Source organism: Streptomyces sp. NPDC059534, from assembly GCF_042743475.1.
Lineage (GTDB): Bacteria > Actinomycetota > Actinomycetes > Streptomycetales > Streptomycetaceae > Streptomyces.
This window is the reverse complement of sequence record NZ_JBHWAQ010000007.1, coordinates 266,903-282,875: the sequence shown is the minus strand read 5'-3', so window position 1 is coordinate 282,875 and position 15,973 is coordinate 266,903. Positions and strand designations below refer to the sequence as shown.

Genomic DNA, 15,973 nt, shown 5'->3' with positions numbered 1-15,973 from the left:
GTGTCCGGTTTCGCGTGTTCACATCGGCATTGACCGGATATCCACCGGGCAGTGATCACTCCTCCGGTGATCACCGCACGGCCTCAGGGGGTACTCATGGCAGCCAGGCCACTCGTTCCGCGCCAGCTCAACGAACGGCTCCAGGCGCTCATTCAGGAGGCGGCCTGCTCCAACGCCGGCCTCGCCCGCAGGGTCAACATGGTCGGCGCGGAGCGCGGCCTCGACCTGCGGTACGACAAGACGTCGGTGGCCCGCTGGCTGCGTGGGCAGCAGCCGCGCGGCCGGGCGCCGGGGATCATCGCGGAGGCGCTGGGCCGCAAGCTGGGGCGTACGGTCACGATCGACGAGGTCGGCATGGCCAACGGCCGGAACCTCGCCGCCGGGGTGGGCCTGCAGTTCGCGCCGACCGTGCCGGGGGCCATCGAGCAGGTCTGCGAGCTGTGGCGCAGCGACGTGGGGCGCCGGGACTTCCTGGCGGGGTCCGCGGTCGCGGCCTCGGCGCTCGTCGAGCCGAGCAGGGACTGGCTGATCACGGTCCCGGACCCGCACGTGGCCCGGCTGGCGGGCGCCCGGGTGGGGGTCGCGGACGTGGCGGCGGTCCGGGAGATGACGAGCGCGCTCGTCGACCTCGACCGGAGGTTCGGCAGCGGGCACGTGCGGCCGGTGGTGGTCCACTACCTCAACAGCGTGGTGTCGGGGATGCTGTCCGGCTCGTACCGGGAGGCGGTGGGCCGGCAGCTGTTCGCGGCGGTCGCGCGACTGACCGAACTCGCCGGGTACATGGCGGTGGACACGGGCGAACCGGGTCTGGCGCAGCGGTATTACATCCAGGCCCTGCGGCTCGCGCAGGCGGCCGGCGACCGCGGCTACGGCGGGTACGTGCTCGCCGCCTCCATGAGCCACCTCGCCGCGCAGCTCGGAAACCCGCGGGAGATCGCCCAGTTGGCGCGGGCGGCGCAGGAGGGCGCGCGCGGCAAGGTGCCGCCGCGGGCGGAGGCGATGTTCCTCGCGGCGGAGGCGCGCGGGCACGCCCTGCTCGGGGACGTCACCGCCTTCGAGGCGGCGGCGGGCCGTGCCGTACGGGCCCTGGAGCAGGCCGACCCGGAGGCGGGCGACGACCCGGCGTGGATCGCCCACTTCGACCGGGCGTACCTGGCGGACGAACTGGCGCACTGCCACCGCGATCTGGGGCAGGCGGACGCCGCGGCCCGGGCGGCGGAGGAGTCGGTCGCCGGGCATCCGGAGACGCGGGTGCGGCGGCGCGCGATCGGCCTGGCCCTGCTGGCATCCGCGCGGGTCCAGCAGCGCGAGGTGGAGCAGGCGTGCCGGACGGGGACCCGGGCACTCGAACTCCTGGGCACCCTGCGGTCGTCGCGGGGCGCCGAGTACCTGGAGGACCTGAGGGAGCGCCTTGAGCCGTACGCGGGAGAGGCGGTGGTGCGGGAGTTCGGGGCGCGGATGGATCTCGCGGCGGCGTAGCGGCGGGGCCGGCGGCGGGGTCCGCCGGGTGAAGGAAGGTTGTGTAACCGGGCTCACACGTGTGTGCGGAGCCCTGGGCGCACCCGGTAGCGTGAGCCGACGATTCCGTAGGTTTATCAGTAGGAGTCCCGGTGACGCAGAACGGACAGGGTCCGGAACCGCAGTACCCGGCGGTGCCCCCCGCGCACGACGGTGCCCATGGGGGAGCGCAGCCGTGGGACGGCGGTGCCTGGGGTCCCGCCGGTGGTCAGCCGGGCGGGCAGCCGCTGCCGCCCGCGCAGCCGCTGCCCCCGGAGGCACCGCCGGGCGGCGCCGACATGCAGTCGACGCAGTACCTTCCGCCGATACCGTCGCAGCAGGTCCCGCAGGCTCCTCAGCACTTCCCCCAGCAGATGCCGCCGCAGCCCGGGTACGGCTACCCGCAGCCGGGCGTCCCCGCCGCGGCCGCCGACATGCAGGCGACCCAGTACATCGCGCCGGTCCCGGGCGGGATGCCGCCGGTGCAGGCGCAGCAGCCCGGGTACGGCTACCCGCCGCCGGCCGCCCAGGCCGCCGGGGACATGCAGGCCACGCAGTTCATCGCCCCGGTACCGCCGCAGCAGGGCGGCGGCCCGGCGACCCGGTTCCTCGGCACGGGCTCGCTCCCGCAGCAGGGGCCCGGCATGGCCGGCGCGTCGGACGCGACCCAGTACATCGCGCCCGTCGCCCCCACCGGCCCCGTACCGGGACAGGTGCCCGGTGAGCGGCAGCCGCCCGCGGAGTTCGACAGCCTCTTCCGCACCGAGACGCCGCAGGCCGCCCAGGCGCCCCGAGCCCCGCAGCGCCCGCAGCCGACCCAGAGCTACCAGCAGCCCGCCCCGCCCGCGTATCAGCAGCAGCATCAGCAGCACCCGCAGCAGGGCTACCAGCCGCCGCAGTCCCAGCCGCTGGGAGCACCTCCCGGGCCGCAGGGTCCAGGGGGCCAGTACGCCTACCAGGACGCCTACTACGACGACGGCGACGAGCCCGCGCCGCGCCGCAAGTCGCCGGTCGCGCTGATCGCCGCCGTCGTCGTCGGCTGCGCGGTCGTCGGCCTCGGCGCCGGGGCGCTGCTCAGCGGCGGGGACGAGGAGAAGGACCCCAAGGCGGGCGGCCAGAACGTCGCGGCGAGCTCCGCCGCGCCCTCGACCGACGCGGCGCCCACGGAGAAGCCGGCAGACCCGGCCGAGGCCCAGGCGCAGGAGCTGAGCAAGCTGCTCGCGACCAGCAGCAGCAGCCGCGACACGGTGATCAGCTCGGTCGAGTCGATCAAGCAGTGCAAGAACCTCGACAAGGCGGCCACCGACCTGCGGGGCGCCGCCGAGCAGCGCCGCGGCCTGGTGACCAGGCTCCAGTCGCTGTCCGTCGACAAGATCCCGGACCAGGCGGCGCTGACCGCGGCGCTCACCACCGCCTGGCAGGCGTCGGCCTCCGCCGACGACCACTACGCGGCCTGGGCCGACCAGATGAAGGCGAAGAAGGCGTGCAAGGGCGGCAAGGCCCGCTCGACCAACCAGCTGTCCGCGGCGAGCGCGAAGAGCGGCGAGGCCACCGCGGCCAAGAAGAAGGCGGCCGGGCTGTGGAACCCGACCGCCGCGAAGTACGGACTGGAGAAGCGGACCTACACCCAGCTCTGAGCGGCACCGGAGCGGCCGAAAGCCCGGCGGGCCTCACGGACCCGCCCGGCACGGCCGTCCGGAACCCGCCCGGCGCGGCCGTCCGGACGCTTCTCAGGGGGCGCTGAGGACGGTCTCGCCGACGTCGACGAAGCCGGGCTTCTGCGCGACGAGGCGGCCCTGGCGGACCACCTGGAACGTCACCTCGTGGTTGACGATCCGGGGGAAGCCCGGCGCGCCGAGCAGGTCCTCGTACTTCCAGCGCAGGGTCGGCGTCAGGCCGCCGGTGTCGATGCGCGTGCCCCGGTCGAGGGCGTGGGAGATCTGCGCGGCCGTGACCCGGTCCTTGTCGAGGGACTCGACGACCTCGCGGAGCACGGTGTAGGCGATCCAGGTGGTCTGGACGCCCGCGTCGGCCGGGTCGACCCGGTTGTCGGCGAACGCGTGCTCCTGGATGACCTTGCGCATCGGCGCCCAGCTCTTGTCGTCGGCCTCCGGGTACCAGCCGGTGACGTACGCGCCCTCGAAGGGGCTGTGGGCGCCGCCGGTGCGGTCGATCACGGGCTGGCCCACGCTGCCGAGGACCGAGGAGATGCGGACGGCGCTGTCCTTGCCGTTCCCGCCGTCGTCGCCCTTCGAGCCGTCGCCCTTCCCTCCGTCGCCGCCCTTCGAGCCCTCGCTCTCCGGGAGGCGGCGGAAGGAGTCGAAGAAGGTCTGGGTGCGCTCGCCGAGCACGGCGGTGACGCAGCCGTTCTCGCGGCCCGCCTGGTCGCGGGCCCGGTCGGCCTGCCGGGAGTACTCGGCGGCGTCCTCCACCGCCGGGATGTCCGTCGCGCTGCGGTGACTCGCCTTGCGCAGGCCCGAGTTGAGGAGTCCGGGGAGCTTGTCCCCGGCGATGGTGTCGGGCCGGACGAGCGAGACCTTGTGGCAGGACGCGGCGAGCTGCATGCCGTGCCCGGCGATGAGGGACGCCTGCCCGCCGTTGACGGGATAGGAGAGCGGGCTGGTGAACTCGTCCTCCGAGATGCCGTAGCCGCCGATGTACGGGATGCCGGCGGCCTCCAGCGGGGCCATGAAGGCGCGCCCGTTCTGGCTGTACGAGCCGACGACCGCGACCGCGTTCTCGCGGACGGCCCGCCGGGCGCAGTCGGCGGCGCCCGCCGAGGTGTTCTGTTCGTTGCAGGTGAGGACGCGCAGTTCGTGGCCGTCGATGCCGCCCTGGGAGTTGATCCACCGCGCGTAGGTCTGCGCCATGGCGGGCATTCCGGGCATATTGGTCGCTCGGGTCTGGTCGGGAGCCCAGGTCATCACCGTGACGGGCTCCCTGGAGCCCCCCGTGGCCCCAGGGAGCACGCCGCACCCGGTGAGCAGCGACGCTCCGGTCGCCGCGGTCGTGACGTACGCGAGGAGTGAGGTCAGTCGCCTACCGGTCATGGGCATGCACATTTCCGCCTCACGGGTAACGCGGGAGTGAGCACGGTTCAACGATGGGTGACGTCAAGGTGAATTACGGGGGTCGAGGCCGAATGAGGAGGGGGCGAGTCCGCTTATCCCGCAAGGGAACGTACGATCGAAACGTGTCCAGTCCAGTCTCCGGTTCGGTTAACTCTTCCCGTCGCGGCCGTCGCTCCTCCACCATGGGCGGCATGCCGCTCAACGACTTGCCGTGGTGGCGCTGGCGCATCAACGTGCGCTCGGCGCTGCACATGCTCTCCGACCCCGGGTTCCACGAGACGACCTGGCTGGCCGGCCTGGACGGGTACGGCGACGTCACCGACGCCGTCTACCGCCTGGTCGAGGACACCTGGCTCGACAACTGGTCCGCCGAGAAATACGTCGGCGCCATCTTCCGGGACACCGGCGAGGCCGCCCTCGTCGACGTCGCCGTCCTCCGGGTGCTGCGCATCATGCACCAGGTGGGACCCGACGCCCCCGTCTCCGCCTACCTCGAACACCACGGCTGGCCCGAAGCCGTACGCGCCGCCCGCGAGGCACACGTACGGATGGCGCACGCCGACGGGGACGACCCCGACGCGCCCCCGCGCCCACTCGACGTCCTCCGCATCATGACCCGGTCCTGAACCGCCGCCACCCCGCTCGCGGCCCGCTCGCACCCCGCACGCGCGCCGCTCGCGAACCGTCCCCGAACCGTTCCGCCTGACGGACAGGGACTCACCCGGCACACCCGGGTGTGGCAGGCTGACCGACATGACCGACCAGTACGTCCTCACCCTCTCCTGCCCCGACAAGCAGGGCATCGTGCACGCCGTGTCGAGCTATCTCTTCATCACCGGGTGCAACATCGAGGACAGCCAGCAGTTCGGAGACCGGGACACGGGCCTGTTCTTCATGCGGGTCCACTTCTCCGCCGAAGCGCTCGTGAACGTGGACAAGCTGCGGGCGAGCTTCGCGGCGGTCGGCGACTCCTACGCCATGGACTGGCAGATCAACCGCGCCGACCAGCGCATGCGCGTCGTGCTCATGGTCTCCAAGTTCGGGCACTGCCTCAACGACCTGCTGTTCCGCTCCCGGATCGGCGCGCTGCCCGTCGAGATCGTCGCCGTCGTCTCCAACCACACCGACTTCGCCGAACTCGTCGGTTCCTACGGGCTGCCCTTCCGGCACATCCCCGTCACCAAGGACACCAAGGCCGACGCCGAGGCCGAGCTCCTCGAACTCGTCCGCGAACAGAACGTCGAGCTCGTCGTCCTCGCCCGCTACATGCAGGTCCTCTCCGACGACCTCTGCAAGCAGCTGTCCGGTCGGATCATCAACATCCACCACTCCTTCCTCCCCAGCTTCAAGGGCGCCAAGCCGTACCACCAGGCCCACACCCGAGGCGTCAAGCTCATCGGCGCCACCGCGCACTACGTCACCGCCGACCTCGACGAAGGACCGATCATCGAGCAGGAGGTCGAGCGGGTCGGCCACGAGGTGACCCCCGACCAGCTCGTCGCGATCGGCCGCGACGTCGAGTGCCAGGCGCTCGCCCGTGCCGTCAAATGGCACGCCGAACGCCGCATCCTCCTCAACGGCCGCCGCACCGTCGTCTTCGCCTGACCCCCCCCGCCGTGTGGGCAATCGTCCCCTGGGGCGGGACGGGTGGGCACACGGGACGGCGCCCTCGGCGGCGCCTCCGCCCCTTGTATGCGGTCGACGATCAGCGGCGTTCGTAGGACGTGAAGGGCTTGCTCGGTGACCGGTACGACTCGTAGCGGGTGCCGATGAGCCGGTCCTCGTACACGAAGACCGTGTCCACCGGATCGTCTCCCTCGGGGAAACCGCGGACTTCGCGCTGCTCGCCCGTGGCGCCGTCGAGGACCCGCAGGCTGTACGTGTAACCAGGGTCACCGAAGAGGGGCGTTTCGCGGCGTGAGGTGAGGACGGTGATCTTCCCGTCCCGGGGAATGATGTGGTAGCCGGTGTCGCCGTCGAGGCGGTCGTCGTCCACGGTGCCGCCCCAGACCGGCTCTCCGGTGGCCAGGTCGAACGCGGTGAGGCGGAGGGGGTCGACACGGCTGTTCCTCACCCGGTGGAGGGGCAAGGCGTAGAGCCTGCTGTCGTCCGCCGCCGCCGTGAGTCGTTCGGAGGGCTTGATCTCGCCGTAGGGGCCGCTGAAATCGATCGGCGGGTTCGGGCGGCCGTTCCTGCCGAAGGAGAAGTAGGCCCCGGAGTCGGAGTCGCCCGTTGCCGAGGCGGCCACGACCACCGGGTCGGCCGAGACGAAGTCCGCACGAGCGTCCCAGCGGACGGTGCTCCGGTTCCCGAGGGGGGCGGACCACAGGAGCGCGCCGGTGGCCGGGGCGAAGGTGGCGACGAAGAGTTCGGCGTCGCTCGGGAGCCTGTCGCCCAGGAGGTACTCGGTGCCGCCGCACGCGAGGAGGGCGGTGACCTGGCGCTCGGCCACCGCGGTCGTACCCGGCACGCAGCCCTTGGGGAGGGCCGCCTTCCAGCGGGCCTTCCCCGTGCGCACGTCCACGGCCTGCAGGTCGTCTCCCCGGAGGAGCACGGCGATGCCGCTGCCGGCGGACACCGTGGAGGACTGCAGGCGGGTCGCCCAGGGATCGAGGGCGGGAAGAGGGGTGTGCCAGATCTCGCGGCCGTTGTTCATGTCGATCGCGACGACGTCGGCGCAGGCATTGCCCTTGGCCGGGGCGGAAGTGCCGTCCCCGTCGCGGGTGAGGACCAGGACCGAGCTGCCAGTGTCGGCGGCGACGTGGCAGACCGCCGAGCGGCCAGGCGGCACGTACTCCCAGCTCCGTTTGCCGGTACGGGCGTCGTACCCGCGCACCGCGTCGAAGCGGCTGCGGACCAGGGTGTCCCCGGACAGCCAGGCCCCGTTGCCCTGCTGTTCGGCCTTGCGCTCCGCAGGGGTGTCCCAGACGACGCCCAAGTCCTCGGCCTCGGAGGAGCATCCGGCGGTGAGTGCGCAAAGGGCGACCAGGACCGCCACCGTCGCGGACCGGGTGCGCCTGGTCCCTCTGCCGGACGGCACGTCGTTCACCTGCGCGGTCATGTCTGCTTCCCCCCGTGCGTGTCGCCGCAGACGGTCCACAGGACCTCCCGCGTTCCTCGGCGGCGATCATCATAGGGAGCCGGTTCGCCTGGGCGGAAGACGGTGGGCGTGGGCCACGACGAGGGGGCGGCGGCCCCGGGGAGGGGTCAGAGGCGGCTGAGGGAGGCGGCGGCGGAGAGGACGTCGCGGATGGCTTCGCGGTCGCCGTCCTGGCCGGCGGCGGCTTCCTCGGGGGAGATGTGACCGGCGACGAGCTGGCAGAACTCGACGCCGTCCATGGCGACCTGGGCGACGGCGTGGTCGGGGGAGCCGACGGCGGCGGGCGAGTCGAGCGCGATGTACCAGTGGCCGCCGCCCGCGCCTTCGACTTCGAGGTGGAGGGAGCGGCCGGGCGCGCCCGCGGTGACGAGCCCGCGGGCGGGGGCGGCGAGACCGGTGCGGCGGCGGCCGGCGAGGGCGGCGGGCAGCAGCCGGGCCGCGAGGTCGATCATGTCGTGGAGATGGGCGCCGCTGGGCGGGGGGTACGGGTAGGCGACCGCGTTGGCGATGTCGTCCGCGTGCACCCAGCACTCGAAGGCCCGTTCCAGGAGCGAGTCGCGCAGCGGCAGGGCGAAGTCCTTGTAGGTGACGGTGAGGTCGGCGACTCCGCGCCCGGCGAAGGAGACCGTGCGGATGAGGGTGTGGCTCTGCTCGCGCCAGGGCCCGCGCAGGGCCCGGTTGGGCGGCCGGTCGAGCCCCGACCAGAACGCCTCGGTCCGTTCGGCCGGGGACAGTTCGGGTACTCCGGTGCCCAGCGGGTCCTCCAGGCCGAGCGCGGCCGAGACCAGGCCGTCGACGGCGAGGAGGTGGCCGATGACCCCGGCGACGGTGGCCTTGCGCCGGACGACCCGGTCCTCCTCGTACCACTTGAGCCGTACCGGCGCGTGCCATTCGGATTCGCCGATGTCCCGCAGGAGTGCGTCGAGCCGGGCGGTCTCGGCGTCGTACGGCGTGACCCAGCCGGGGACGGGGATGCGGGCGGGCCGGCGGCCGAGGCAGTTCTCCAGGACCCGGGAGCGGAGCAGCGGGTCGAGGTCGAGGTCGCGGTCCTTGTGGAGGAGCGCGACGGCGTCGCGGAGCCGCAGTGCCTCGTCGGCACAGGGCGCGCAGGCGGTGAGGTGGTCCTCGACGGCCTGCGTCTCGCCGCCGGAGCACGCGGAGAGTGCCCACGCCCCGAGGAGGGACTTGAGCACGGCGTGGCTGAGGACGGGCACGTCGGGTTCGTCGGGCTCGTCGCCCGGCCCGGACGGCGTCCCCGTCAGGTCGGCGTGGTCGTCGGCGGCCTGACGCGGCCCCGGTATCCAGGGGGCGCGTGCGACGTCGTCCGCGTCGTCGTTCGCCTCGGTCACAGCGCCGGTCCGTATCCGGGCGGAGAGGAGCCGCCGTGGGGCCGGGTGTTCGCGGTGGAGAGGAGCTGGAGGCCGAGCCGGAGGCGCCGGCGGGCCTCGTCGTCGGTGACGCCGAGGTCGGCGGCGGTCTGCCGGTAGTCGCGCCGCTGGAAGTAGGCGAGTTCGAGGGCGGCCCGCAGCGGGGCGGGCATGGAGGTCACGATGTAGTCGGCGCGGGCGGCGACGTTGGCCCGGCGCACTTTCTGTTCCAGCTCTTCGGCGGAGCCGACGCCGGTCTCCGCGTAGGCCGTGGCCTCGGCCTGCCGCAGCCGGTGGACGGCCTGCCGCTGGGTCAGCCGGGCTACCCAGGAGCGCATGTTGCCCTGCTTGGGGTCGTAGGCGTCGGGGTTCTCCCAGATGTAGCCGAAGACCTCGCGGGTGACCTGGTCGGCCGCCGCGTCGTCGTCGAGGACGCGGTGGGCGAGGCTGTGCACCAGGGCGGCGAACCGGTCGTAGAGCTCGCCGAGCGCGGCGGCTTCGCCGCGGGCGAGCCGCTGCTGCATCTTGCGGTCCCAGCGCGGTGGTGTGTCCATCGCCATCCGACGTTCCGCCCCTCCCGGTTCCCGGTCCCTCCCTGTTTCTTCTCCAACGTAGTGCGCGGAGCCGACGACGCACGCCTGTTTGCCGCAAGTGCGCCCTTGACGCGGGCCTGGATGGTAAGGAACGCGTCATCCCTCGCCTCGCGGGTTTCGGCCCGGCCCGGTGGGGCAGGCGGCGTCCGTGACAGCGATCGAGGTCGACGAGGACGAGTACGGCTCCTGGACGGTTCTGCGGGTCCGGGGTGAACTGGACCTGGTCACCTCCCCCCGGATACGCCGCGGCGTCCACGACGCCGTCGCGGTCGGCCGCCACGACCTGGTGGTCGACCTGTCGGGTGTGCGGTTCTGCGACTCCAGCGGTGTCGGCGTCCTGATCGCGGCCCGCCGGCTGCTGCGTTCCTGCGGCGGCAGTCTGCGCCTGATCCTCCCCGGCGAGGCGGCCGGAGCCGGCGCCGGGGCCGACGGCGGCGTGGTCGTCGGCGCCGGGGACGCGCACGTCGACCGGGTGCTGTCCGCCCTCGGCGTCCGGCGCCTCTTCGAGGTGTACGGGGACGTGGACGAGGCGCTCACCGGGGAGCGGGCCCGAACCGCTCCCTGAGCTGGTACTTGAGGACCTTGCGCAGGGTCTCGTTGCGGGGGAGGGCCTCCACCAGTTCCAGCTGTTCCGGCAGTTTGTGGACGGAGAGGCCCGCCTCCCGCAGGAAGGCCGTGACCGCGGGGAGGGTCAGCGGGGCGGCGCCGGGCGGCTGCTCGACGACGGCGCAGACGCGTTCGCCGCGTTCGGTGTCCGGGAGCCCTATGACGGCCGCGTCGCCGACGTCCGGATGGCGGTGGAGGAGGTCCTCGACCTCCTTGGCCGAGATGTTCTCTCCCTTTCGGATGATGATGTCCTTGATCCGGCCGGTGAGGACGAGGTGGCCGGTCGGGGTCAGGTGGCCGACGTCGCCGGTGATCAGGAATCCGTCGTCGTCGAAGGCGGCCGCGGTCTGCGCCGGGTCGAGATAGCCCCGGCAGACGGCTTCGCCGCGGAGGCGGACCTCGCCGCCGTCGGTGATCCGGATCTCCATGCCGGCGGGCGGGCGGCCCTCGGTGGTGGCGAGGTGGTCGGTGGTGTCGTCGGGCGCGCCCATGGTGATCATGGGGACCTCGGTCATGCCGTAGCCGTGGGTGAGCTGGCAGCCCAGCTCCCTGCGTACGGCGTGGTAGATCTCCGGGGGTTTGGGCGCGCCGCCGCCCGCGAGCAGCCGCAGGGTGGGGATGACGGGCTTGTCGGGCTGTTTGCGCTGTTCGGTGAGGAACATGGAGTAGAAGGCGGTGGAGCCGCCGGCCACGGTCACGCCGTGCCGGTTGTACTCGTCGAGGGCGTCGGGCAGCGCGAACTGTTCGAACATCACGGCGGGGAACCCGTACAGCAGGAGCATCACCGTGTAGTCGGGTCCGGCGATGTGCGCGTACGGGAAGGCCATCGAGCCGACGTCCGCCTCGGTGAGCTTCAGCGCGTGGGCGAGGCAGGAGCCGCCGGCGAGGAGGGAGCGGTCGGTGTGCAGGACGCCCTTGGGGTCGGAGGTGGTGCCGGAGGTCCAGTAGATCCAGCGGACGTCGGTGCCGGAGGCGGGCGGCGGGGGCAGGACGGCGGGGTCGCCGTCGGGCAGGTCCTCGTACGCCTCGAAGATCCCGCGCGCGCCGAGCCTCGCGGCCATCTCCGTGTGGTCGAATCCGCGCCAGACTCCGGGGACGGCGAAGAACTCGGCCCGTGACTCGCGCAGCGCGAAGCCCACCTCCTTGTCCCGGTAGAAGGGGATCACCGGCGTCTGTACGGCCCCGAGGCGGGCGAGCGCGAAGGAGAGCACGGCGGTCTCGATGCGGGTGGGCAGCTGCCAGCAGACGACGGTGCCGGCGCGGACGCCCTTGGCGTACAGCCCGGCCGCGCACCGTTCGGCGCGCTCGCGCAGGCCCCCGAAGGTGAGGACGCGGTCGCCCTGGAGCAGGACGGGCCGTTCGGGGGTGAGGTCGGCGCGGCGTTCGACGAGTTCCCAGAGCGTGCGGGACTCGCCCAGGGCGTGTGCGGTCTCGTTCATCCGGTACTCCTCTTGGCTGACGTTCCGTCAGATAGTGCGGTGAGCGTAGAGGTCCGGCGCTTGTCGGTCCAGGGGTGCGGGGCTAGCCTGGCCCCATCAGATCTGACGGGTCATCAGAAATGGGAGAGGCTCCATGACGGAACTGCCCCGCATCATCAGCGTCGACGACCACGTGATCGAGCCGGCCCACCTCTTCGAGACCTGGCTCCCGAAGAAGTACCGCGACCGCGGCCCCCGGCCCCTCACCGCCGGCATCGGCGAGCTCGCCTACGTCGCCGGCAAGTACCAGATCACGATGGACCCCGACGGGCCGCCCACCGACTGGTGGATCTACGAGGACCTCAAGTTCCCGTACAAGCGCAACATCGCCGCCGTCGGCTTCGACCGCGACGACATGACCCTGGAGGGCATCACCAGGGAGGAGATGCGCCGCGGCTGCTGGGACCCGGCCGCCCGCCTGAAGGACATGGACCTCAACCACGTCGAGGCGTCCCTCTGCTTCCCCACCTTCCCCCGCTTCTGCGGCCAGACCTTCGCCGAGGCGCACGACAAGGAGGTCGCCCTCGCCTGCGTCCGCGCCTACAACGACTGGATGGTCGAGGAATGGTGCGGGGACAGCGGCGGCCGCCTCATCCCGCTCTGCATCATCCCCCTGTGGGACATCGACCTCGCGGTCGCGGAGATCCGGCGCAACGCCGCCCGCGGCGTCAAGGCCGTCACCTTCTCCGAGATCCCCACCCACCTCGGACTCCCCTCGATCCACTCCGGCTACTGGGACCCCTTCTTCGCCGTCTGCCAGGAGACGGGCACGGTCGTCAACATGCACATCGGCTCCAGCAGCCAGATGCCCGCCGCCTCCCCCGACGCCCCGCCCGCCGTCCAGGCGTCCCTCAGCTTCAACAACGCCATGGCCTCGATGATGGACTTCCTCTTCAGCGGCGTCCTGGTGAAGTTCCCCCGGCTCAAGCTCGCCTACAGCGAGGGCCAGATGGGCTGGATCCCGTACGCCCTGGAGCGCGCCGACGACGTGTGGCAGGAGCACCGCGCCTGGGGCGGCGTCCGCGACCTGATCCCCGAGCCCCCGTCCACGTACTACTACCGGCAGATCTTCTGCTGCTTCTTCCGCGACAAGCACGGCATCGCCTCGCTCGACGTCGTCGGCCGCGACAACGCCACCTTCGAGACCGACTACCCGCACGTCGACTCGACCTTCCCGCACACCAAGGACGTCGCCCTCGACCACGTCCGGGGCCTCGACGACGAGACCGTCTACAAGCTCATGCGCGGCAACGCCATCCGCATGCTGGACCTGGGCATCGTCTGATGGACCTCTCCTGCACCGACGAGGAGGAGGAGTTCCGCGCCCGGCTGCGGGAGTGGCTCACCCGGGAACTGCCGGGACTCCCGCCGAAACCCGACCCGCTGGACTGGCCGGCCCGGCGGGCCTACGACTGCGGCTGGCAGCGCAGGCTGTACGACGCCGGATACGCCGACGTCCACTGGGACGCGTCCCCCACCCAGCGGCTCATCTTCCTGGAGGAGACCGAACGCGCCGGGGCGCCCTACGTCGGCGCCAACTTCGTCGGCCTCCTCCACGCCGGACCGACCATCGCCGCCGAGGGCACCGCCGCGCAGCGCGAGCGCTGGCTGCCGTCGATCCTCCGCGGCGACCAGGTCTGGTGCCAGGGCTTCTCCGAACCCGACGCCGGCTCCGACCTCGCCTCCCTCCGCACCCGGGCGGTACGGGACGGGGACGCCTACGTCGTCACCGGACAGAAGATCTGGACCTCCCACGCCGAGGTCGCCGACTGGTGCGAACTCCTCGTCCGCACCGACCCGGACGCCCCCTCCAAGCACCGGGGCATCACCTGGCTGGCGATGCCCATGGACGCGCCGGGCATCACCGTACGGCCGCTGCGCACCCTCGCGGGCTCCACCGAGTTCGCCGAGGTCTTCCTCGACGAGGTGCGCGTCCCCGTCGGGAACCGGGTCGGCGCCGAGAACGACGGCTGGCGGGTGACCATGGTGACCCTCTCCTTCGAACGCGGCACCGCCTTCGTCGGCGAGGTCGTCGCCTGCCGCCGCCTCCTCGGCGAACTCGCCCGCGCCGCGCGGAAGAACGGCACCTGGGACGACCCGGCCCTGCGCCGCCGCCTCGGCCGGCTGTCCGCCCAGTTCCAGGCCCTGTGGCGGCTCACCCAGGCCAACGTCAGCGAGGCCCAGGCCACGGGCGGCGTCCCCGGCGCGGGCGGCTCGGTCTTCAAGCTCCACTACTCCCACGCCCGCCAGGAGCTGTACGAGGCCGCCGCCACCGTCCTCGGCCCGGACGCGCTCGACCTCGGCCGCGACTGGACCCTCGACCGGCTGTCCTCGCTCTCGTACACCATCGCCGCCGGCACCTCCCAGATCCAGCGCAACATCGTCGCCGAGCGCATCCTCGGCCTGCCGAAGGGCCGGTGACCCCCGCCATGGACTTCCGACTCACCGACGACCAGCGGGCGCTGCGCAGGGGCGTACGGGAACTGCTCGAAGGCCGCTTCGGCCGGGAGGCGCTGCGGGCGGCCGTCGACTCCGGCCGTCTCGACCGCGGCCTGTGGCGGGAGCTCGGCGACGCCGGGTTCTTCGCGCTGCGGCTCCCCGAGGCGGACGGCGGGGTGGGGCTCGGACTCCCCGAGGCGGTGCTCGTCTTCGAGGAGGCGGGAAGGGTGCTGCTGCCGGGGCCGCTGGTGGCGACGCATCTGGCGGCGGGTTCGGTGCCGGGGGCGGCGGAGGGGGCCGTCGTGGTCACCGACGCCTCGGAGGGGCTCGTCCCCTGGCTGGACGAGGCGGACGTGGTGCTGGGGGACGTGGCGGGCGCCGTGCCGGTGCGGTCGGTGGATCCGCTGACGCCGCTGCACCGGGTGCCGGACGGCGGGGGCGCGGGTGGAGGGGGCGCGGACGGCGCGGGCGCGGACGATCCCGTCGCCGTCCTCCTCACCGCCGCCGAGCAGGTCGGGAGCGCCGACAGGACCACCGCGGCGGCGGTGGCGTACGCCCGGGAGCGCGAGCAGTTCGGTCAGGTGATCGGGGGGTTCCAGGCGGTGAAGCACCTCTGCGCGGGGATGCTCGTGCGGACGGAGCTCGCGCGGGCGGCCGTGTGGGCGGCGTCCGTCACCGGCGACCCGGTCGAGATCGCCGGGGCCAAGCTCCTCGCCGACGAGGCCGCGACGGACAACGCCCGTGACTGCCTCCAGGTGCACGGCGGCATGGGTTTCACCTGGGAGGCGGACGTCCATCTCCACCTCAAACGGGCCTGGGTGCGGGCCCGGCTGCGGCTGCCCGCCGCGCGGGCGGAGGAGGCGGTCGCCGCCGCTCTGTGACCGGAGTCGTAGCGCTGCGCGTTCGCGGTGTCACGGAATGTCGATACCGGGTTGTGTCCTTCGGCGGGGCCGTCACGGCCCGGAGTCGGCCTCCGGCTCCGGTACTCTCCGTGGGATGCGCGTGCTTGTTGGCCCGGTTCGTCCCGGTGTCGCCCCTGGGGCGGCCCCGTGTCCGGGAATGCCCGCCGCTCGCGCTCGGCGTTCGACTGCCCGCAGCGTGCGTCGCACAGTATGGACCATGCGTACTCCTTCGCGCTGGAATATGCCCGAAGCGCTTGTTGCGGTGACTGTACGTCAACCATGCTGTCCCACAAGGGAATCACGTTCCGTGAAGGTGTGTCCGCCGGTTCGGATGGTGTGAGCGGTGCAGGTGCTTCAGGTGCAGTTGGAGGTCGGGCCCGACCCGGCCGAAGTGGGGCGGGCCCGAAGGTGGGCGCGGTCGAGGCTCGCCGGTTCCGGCATAGGGGACGACGAGCCGCTGGCCGACACGCTGGTGCTGATCATCTCGGAGCTCGTGACCAACGCCGTGGTGCACACCGGCTGCCCCGCCGTGCTGCGGATGCTCTTCGTGGCGGAGGGCGGAGTGCGGGTCGAGGTCGCCGACACGAGCGACCGCCCGCCGCGGCCCCGGCGCGCGCAGGGCGACGACACCAACGGGCGCGGCCTGGAGCTGGTGGACGGTCTCGCCGACCGGTGGGGCTGGCAGCCCGAAGGGGCCGGGAAGAGCATCTGGTGCGAGGTGGACCGGGCCCCGGTGGCTCCCGCGCACGCGCAGGGCGCGGTGTCGCCCGGTCGGGTGCACTGTTGACGGTTCGTGGCGTTTTGCCCACTCTGGTGTGAGCGATTCGTGGCGAGGGGAGCCGAGGGCCGTGGGCCCTCGGCGTGTGCGGGTCGTGGCCGGGTGGCGGCGGCCGTGCCGTGCTCGGGGCGCGCGCGAGCGC

At 72.7% G+C, this 15,973-nt stretch carries 14 protein-coding genes; 9 read left to right on the top strand and 5 right to left on the bottom strand.

Annotation, left to right across the window (positions count from 1 at the left end; genetic code table 11):
* Window positions 1-96 precede the first annotated feature (96 nt).
* Together ACFVZH_RS12045 and ACFVZH_RS12040 are read left to right on the top strand one after the other, a co-directional pair.
* Window positions 97-1,479, top strand: a complete 1,383-nt coding sequence (locus tag ACFVZH_RS12045; protein WP_384895865.1) for a transcriptional regulator — start codon at window positions 97-99, stop codon at window positions 1,477-1,479.
* Window positions 1,480-1,610: 131 nt separating this feature from the next.
* A complete protein-coding gene (locus tag ACFVZH_RS12040) occupies window positions 1,611-3,134 on the top strand; it encodes a hypothetical protein (RefSeq protein WP_384895864.1) in 1,524 nt (507 codons plus the stop codon).
* Between the two features lie 93 nt (window positions 3,135-3,227).
* On the opposite strand, the gene ACFVZH_RS12035 is transcribed toward ACFVZH_RS12040, so the two are convergent.
* Window positions 3,228-4,547, bottom strand: a complete 1,320-nt coding sequence (locus tag ACFVZH_RS12035) for an ABC transporter substrate-binding protein (protein WP_384895862.1) — start codon at window positions 4,545-4,547, stop codon at window positions 3,228-3,230.
* 203 nt (window positions 4,548-4,750) lie between these two features.
* On the opposite strand from ACFVZH_RS12035, the gene ACFVZH_RS12030 reads away from it, so the two are divergent.
* Window positions 4,751-5,194: a hypothetical protein gene (locus tag ACFVZH_RS12030; RefSeq protein WP_384895860.1), complete on the top strand. Its 444-nt coding sequence runs from the start codon at window positions 4,751-4,753 to the stop codon at window positions 5,192-5,194.
* Between the two features lie 127 nt (window positions 5,195-5,321).
* Window positions 5,322-6,173 carry a formyltetrahydrofolate deformylase gene (gene purU, locus ACFVZH_RS12025; protein ID WP_384895858.1) on the top strand — a complete coding sequence of 284 codons (852 nt, stop codon included), beginning with the start codon at window positions 5,322-5,324 and terminating at the stop codon, window positions 6,171-6,173.
* Between the two features lie 100 nt (window positions 6,174-6,273).
* Here purU and ACFVZH_RS12020 read toward each other — a convergent pair whose 3' ends face one another.
* The 3 genes from ACFVZH_RS12020 to ACFVZH_RS12010 form a co-directional block, all read right to left on the bottom strand.
* On the bottom strand, window positions 6,274-7,629 hold the full coding sequence (locus ACFVZH_RS12020; RefSeq protein ID WP_384895856.1) for a PQQ-binding-like beta-propeller repeat protein: 1,356 nt from the start codon (window positions 7,627-7,629) through the stop codon (window positions 6,274-6,276).
* Window positions 7,630-7,775: 146 nt separating this feature from the next.
* Window positions 7,776-9,017 carry a maleylpyruvate isomerase N-terminal domain-containing protein gene (locus ACFVZH_RS12015; RefSeq protein ID WP_384895854.1) on the bottom strand — a complete coding sequence of 414 codons (1,242 nt, stop codon included), beginning with the start codon at window positions 9,015-9,017 and terminating at the stop codon, window positions 7,776-7,778.
* Entirely contained in the window at window positions 9,014-9,595 is a 582-nt protein-coding gene (locus tag ACFVZH_RS12010) for a sigma-70 family RNA polymerase sigma factor (protein ID WP_384895852.1), read from the bottom strand. The genes ACFVZH_RS12015 and ACFVZH_RS12010 overlap by 4 nt, the downstream gene beginning before the upstream one ends.
* Before the next feature lie 181 nt (window positions 9,596-9,776).
* Between ACFVZH_RS12010 and ACFVZH_RS12005 the strand changes: the two genes are divergently transcribed.
* Window positions 9,777-10,193 carry an STAS domain-containing protein gene (locus ACFVZH_RS12005; RefSeq protein WP_384895850.1) on the top strand — a complete coding sequence of 139 codons (417 nt, stop codon included), beginning with the start codon at window positions 9,777-9,779 and terminating at the stop codon, window positions 10,191-10,193.
* Here ACFVZH_RS12005 and ACFVZH_RS12000 read toward each other — a convergent pair.
* Window positions 10,162-11,673: a class I adenylate-forming enzyme family protein gene (locus ACFVZH_RS12000; protein ID WP_384895849.1), complete on the bottom strand. Its 1,512-nt coding sequence runs from the start codon at window positions 11,671-11,673 to the stop codon at window positions 10,162-10,164. The two genes, ACFVZH_RS12005 and ACFVZH_RS12000, sit on opposite strands and share 32 nt — an antisense overlap.
* Before the next feature lie 133 nt (window positions 11,674-11,806).
* On the opposite strand from ACFVZH_RS12000, the gene ACFVZH_RS11995 reads away from it, so the two are divergent.
* The 4 genes from ACFVZH_RS11995 to ACFVZH_RS11980 all read left to right on the top strand — a co-directional run bounded on the left by ACFVZH_RS11995 (window position 11,807) and on the right by ACFVZH_RS11980 (window position 15,840).
* Entirely contained in the window at window positions 11,807-12,997 is a 1,191-nt protein-coding gene (locus tag ACFVZH_RS11995; RefSeq protein WP_384895847.1) for an amidohydrolase family protein, read from the top strand.
* On the top strand, window positions 12,997-14,133 hold the full coding sequence (locus ACFVZH_RS11990; RefSeq protein WP_384895845.1) for an acyl-CoA dehydrogenase family protein: 1,137 nt from the start codon (window positions 12,997-12,999) through the stop codon (window positions 14,131-14,133). The genes ACFVZH_RS11995 and ACFVZH_RS11990 overlap by 1 nt, the downstream gene beginning before the upstream one ends.
* An 8-nt stretch (window positions 14,134-14,141) precedes the next feature.
* A complete protein-coding gene (locus ACFVZH_RS11985; RefSeq protein WP_384895843.1) occupies window positions 14,142-15,032 on the top strand; it encodes an acyl-CoA dehydrogenase family protein in 891 nt (296 codons plus the stop codon).
* A 364-nt stretch (window positions 15,033-15,396) separates the two neighbouring features.
* Window positions 15,397-15,840 (top strand): ATP-binding protein, encoded by a 444-nt coding sequence (locus ACFVZH_RS11980; RefSeq protein ID WP_384895841.1) that lies wholly within the window; start codon window positions 15,397-15,399, stop codon window positions 15,838-15,840.
* The last annotated feature ends 133 nt before the right edge of the window (window positions 15,841-15,973 follow it).

Coding starts and splice junctions, on each gene's coding strand:
- ACFVZH_RS12045 (WP_384895865.1), top strand. CDS start 97: ATGGCAGCCAGGCCACTCGTTCCGCGCCAGCTCAACGAACGGCTCCAG.
- ACFVZH_RS12035 (WP_384895862.1), bottom strand. CDS start 4,547: ATGACCGGTAGGCGACTGACCTCACTCCTCGCGTACGTCACGACCGCG.
- ACFVZH_RS12030 (WP_384895860.1), top strand. CDS start 4,751: ATGGGCGGCATGCCGCTCAACGACTTGCCGTGGTGGCGCTGGCGCATC.
- purU (WP_384895858.1), top strand. CDS start 5,322: ATGACCGACCAGTACGTCCTCACCCTCTCCTGCCCCGACAAGCAGGGC.
- ACFVZH_RS12020 (WP_384895856.1), bottom strand. CDS start 7,629: ATGACCGCGCAGGTGAACGACGTGCCGTCCGGCAGAGGGACCAGGCGC.
- ACFVZH_RS12010 (WP_384895852.1), bottom strand. CDS start 9,595: ATGGCGATGGACACACCACCGCGCTGGGACCGCAAGATGCAGCAGCGG.
- ACFVZH_RS12000 (WP_384895849.1), bottom strand. CDS start 11,673: ATGAACGAGACCGCACACGCCCTGGGCGAGTCCCGCACGCTCTGGGAA.
- ACFVZH_RS11995 (WP_384895847.1), top strand. CDS start 11,807: ATGACGGAACTGCCCCGCATCATCAGCGTCGACGACCACGTGATCGAG.
- ACFVZH_RS11990 (WP_384895845.1), top strand. CDS start 12,997: ATGGACCTCTCCTGCACCGACGAGGAGGAGGAGTTCCGCGCCCGGCTG.
- ACFVZH_RS11985 (WP_384895843.1), top strand. CDS start 14,142: ATGGACTTCCGACTCACCGACGACCAGCGGGCGCTGCGCAGGGGCGTA.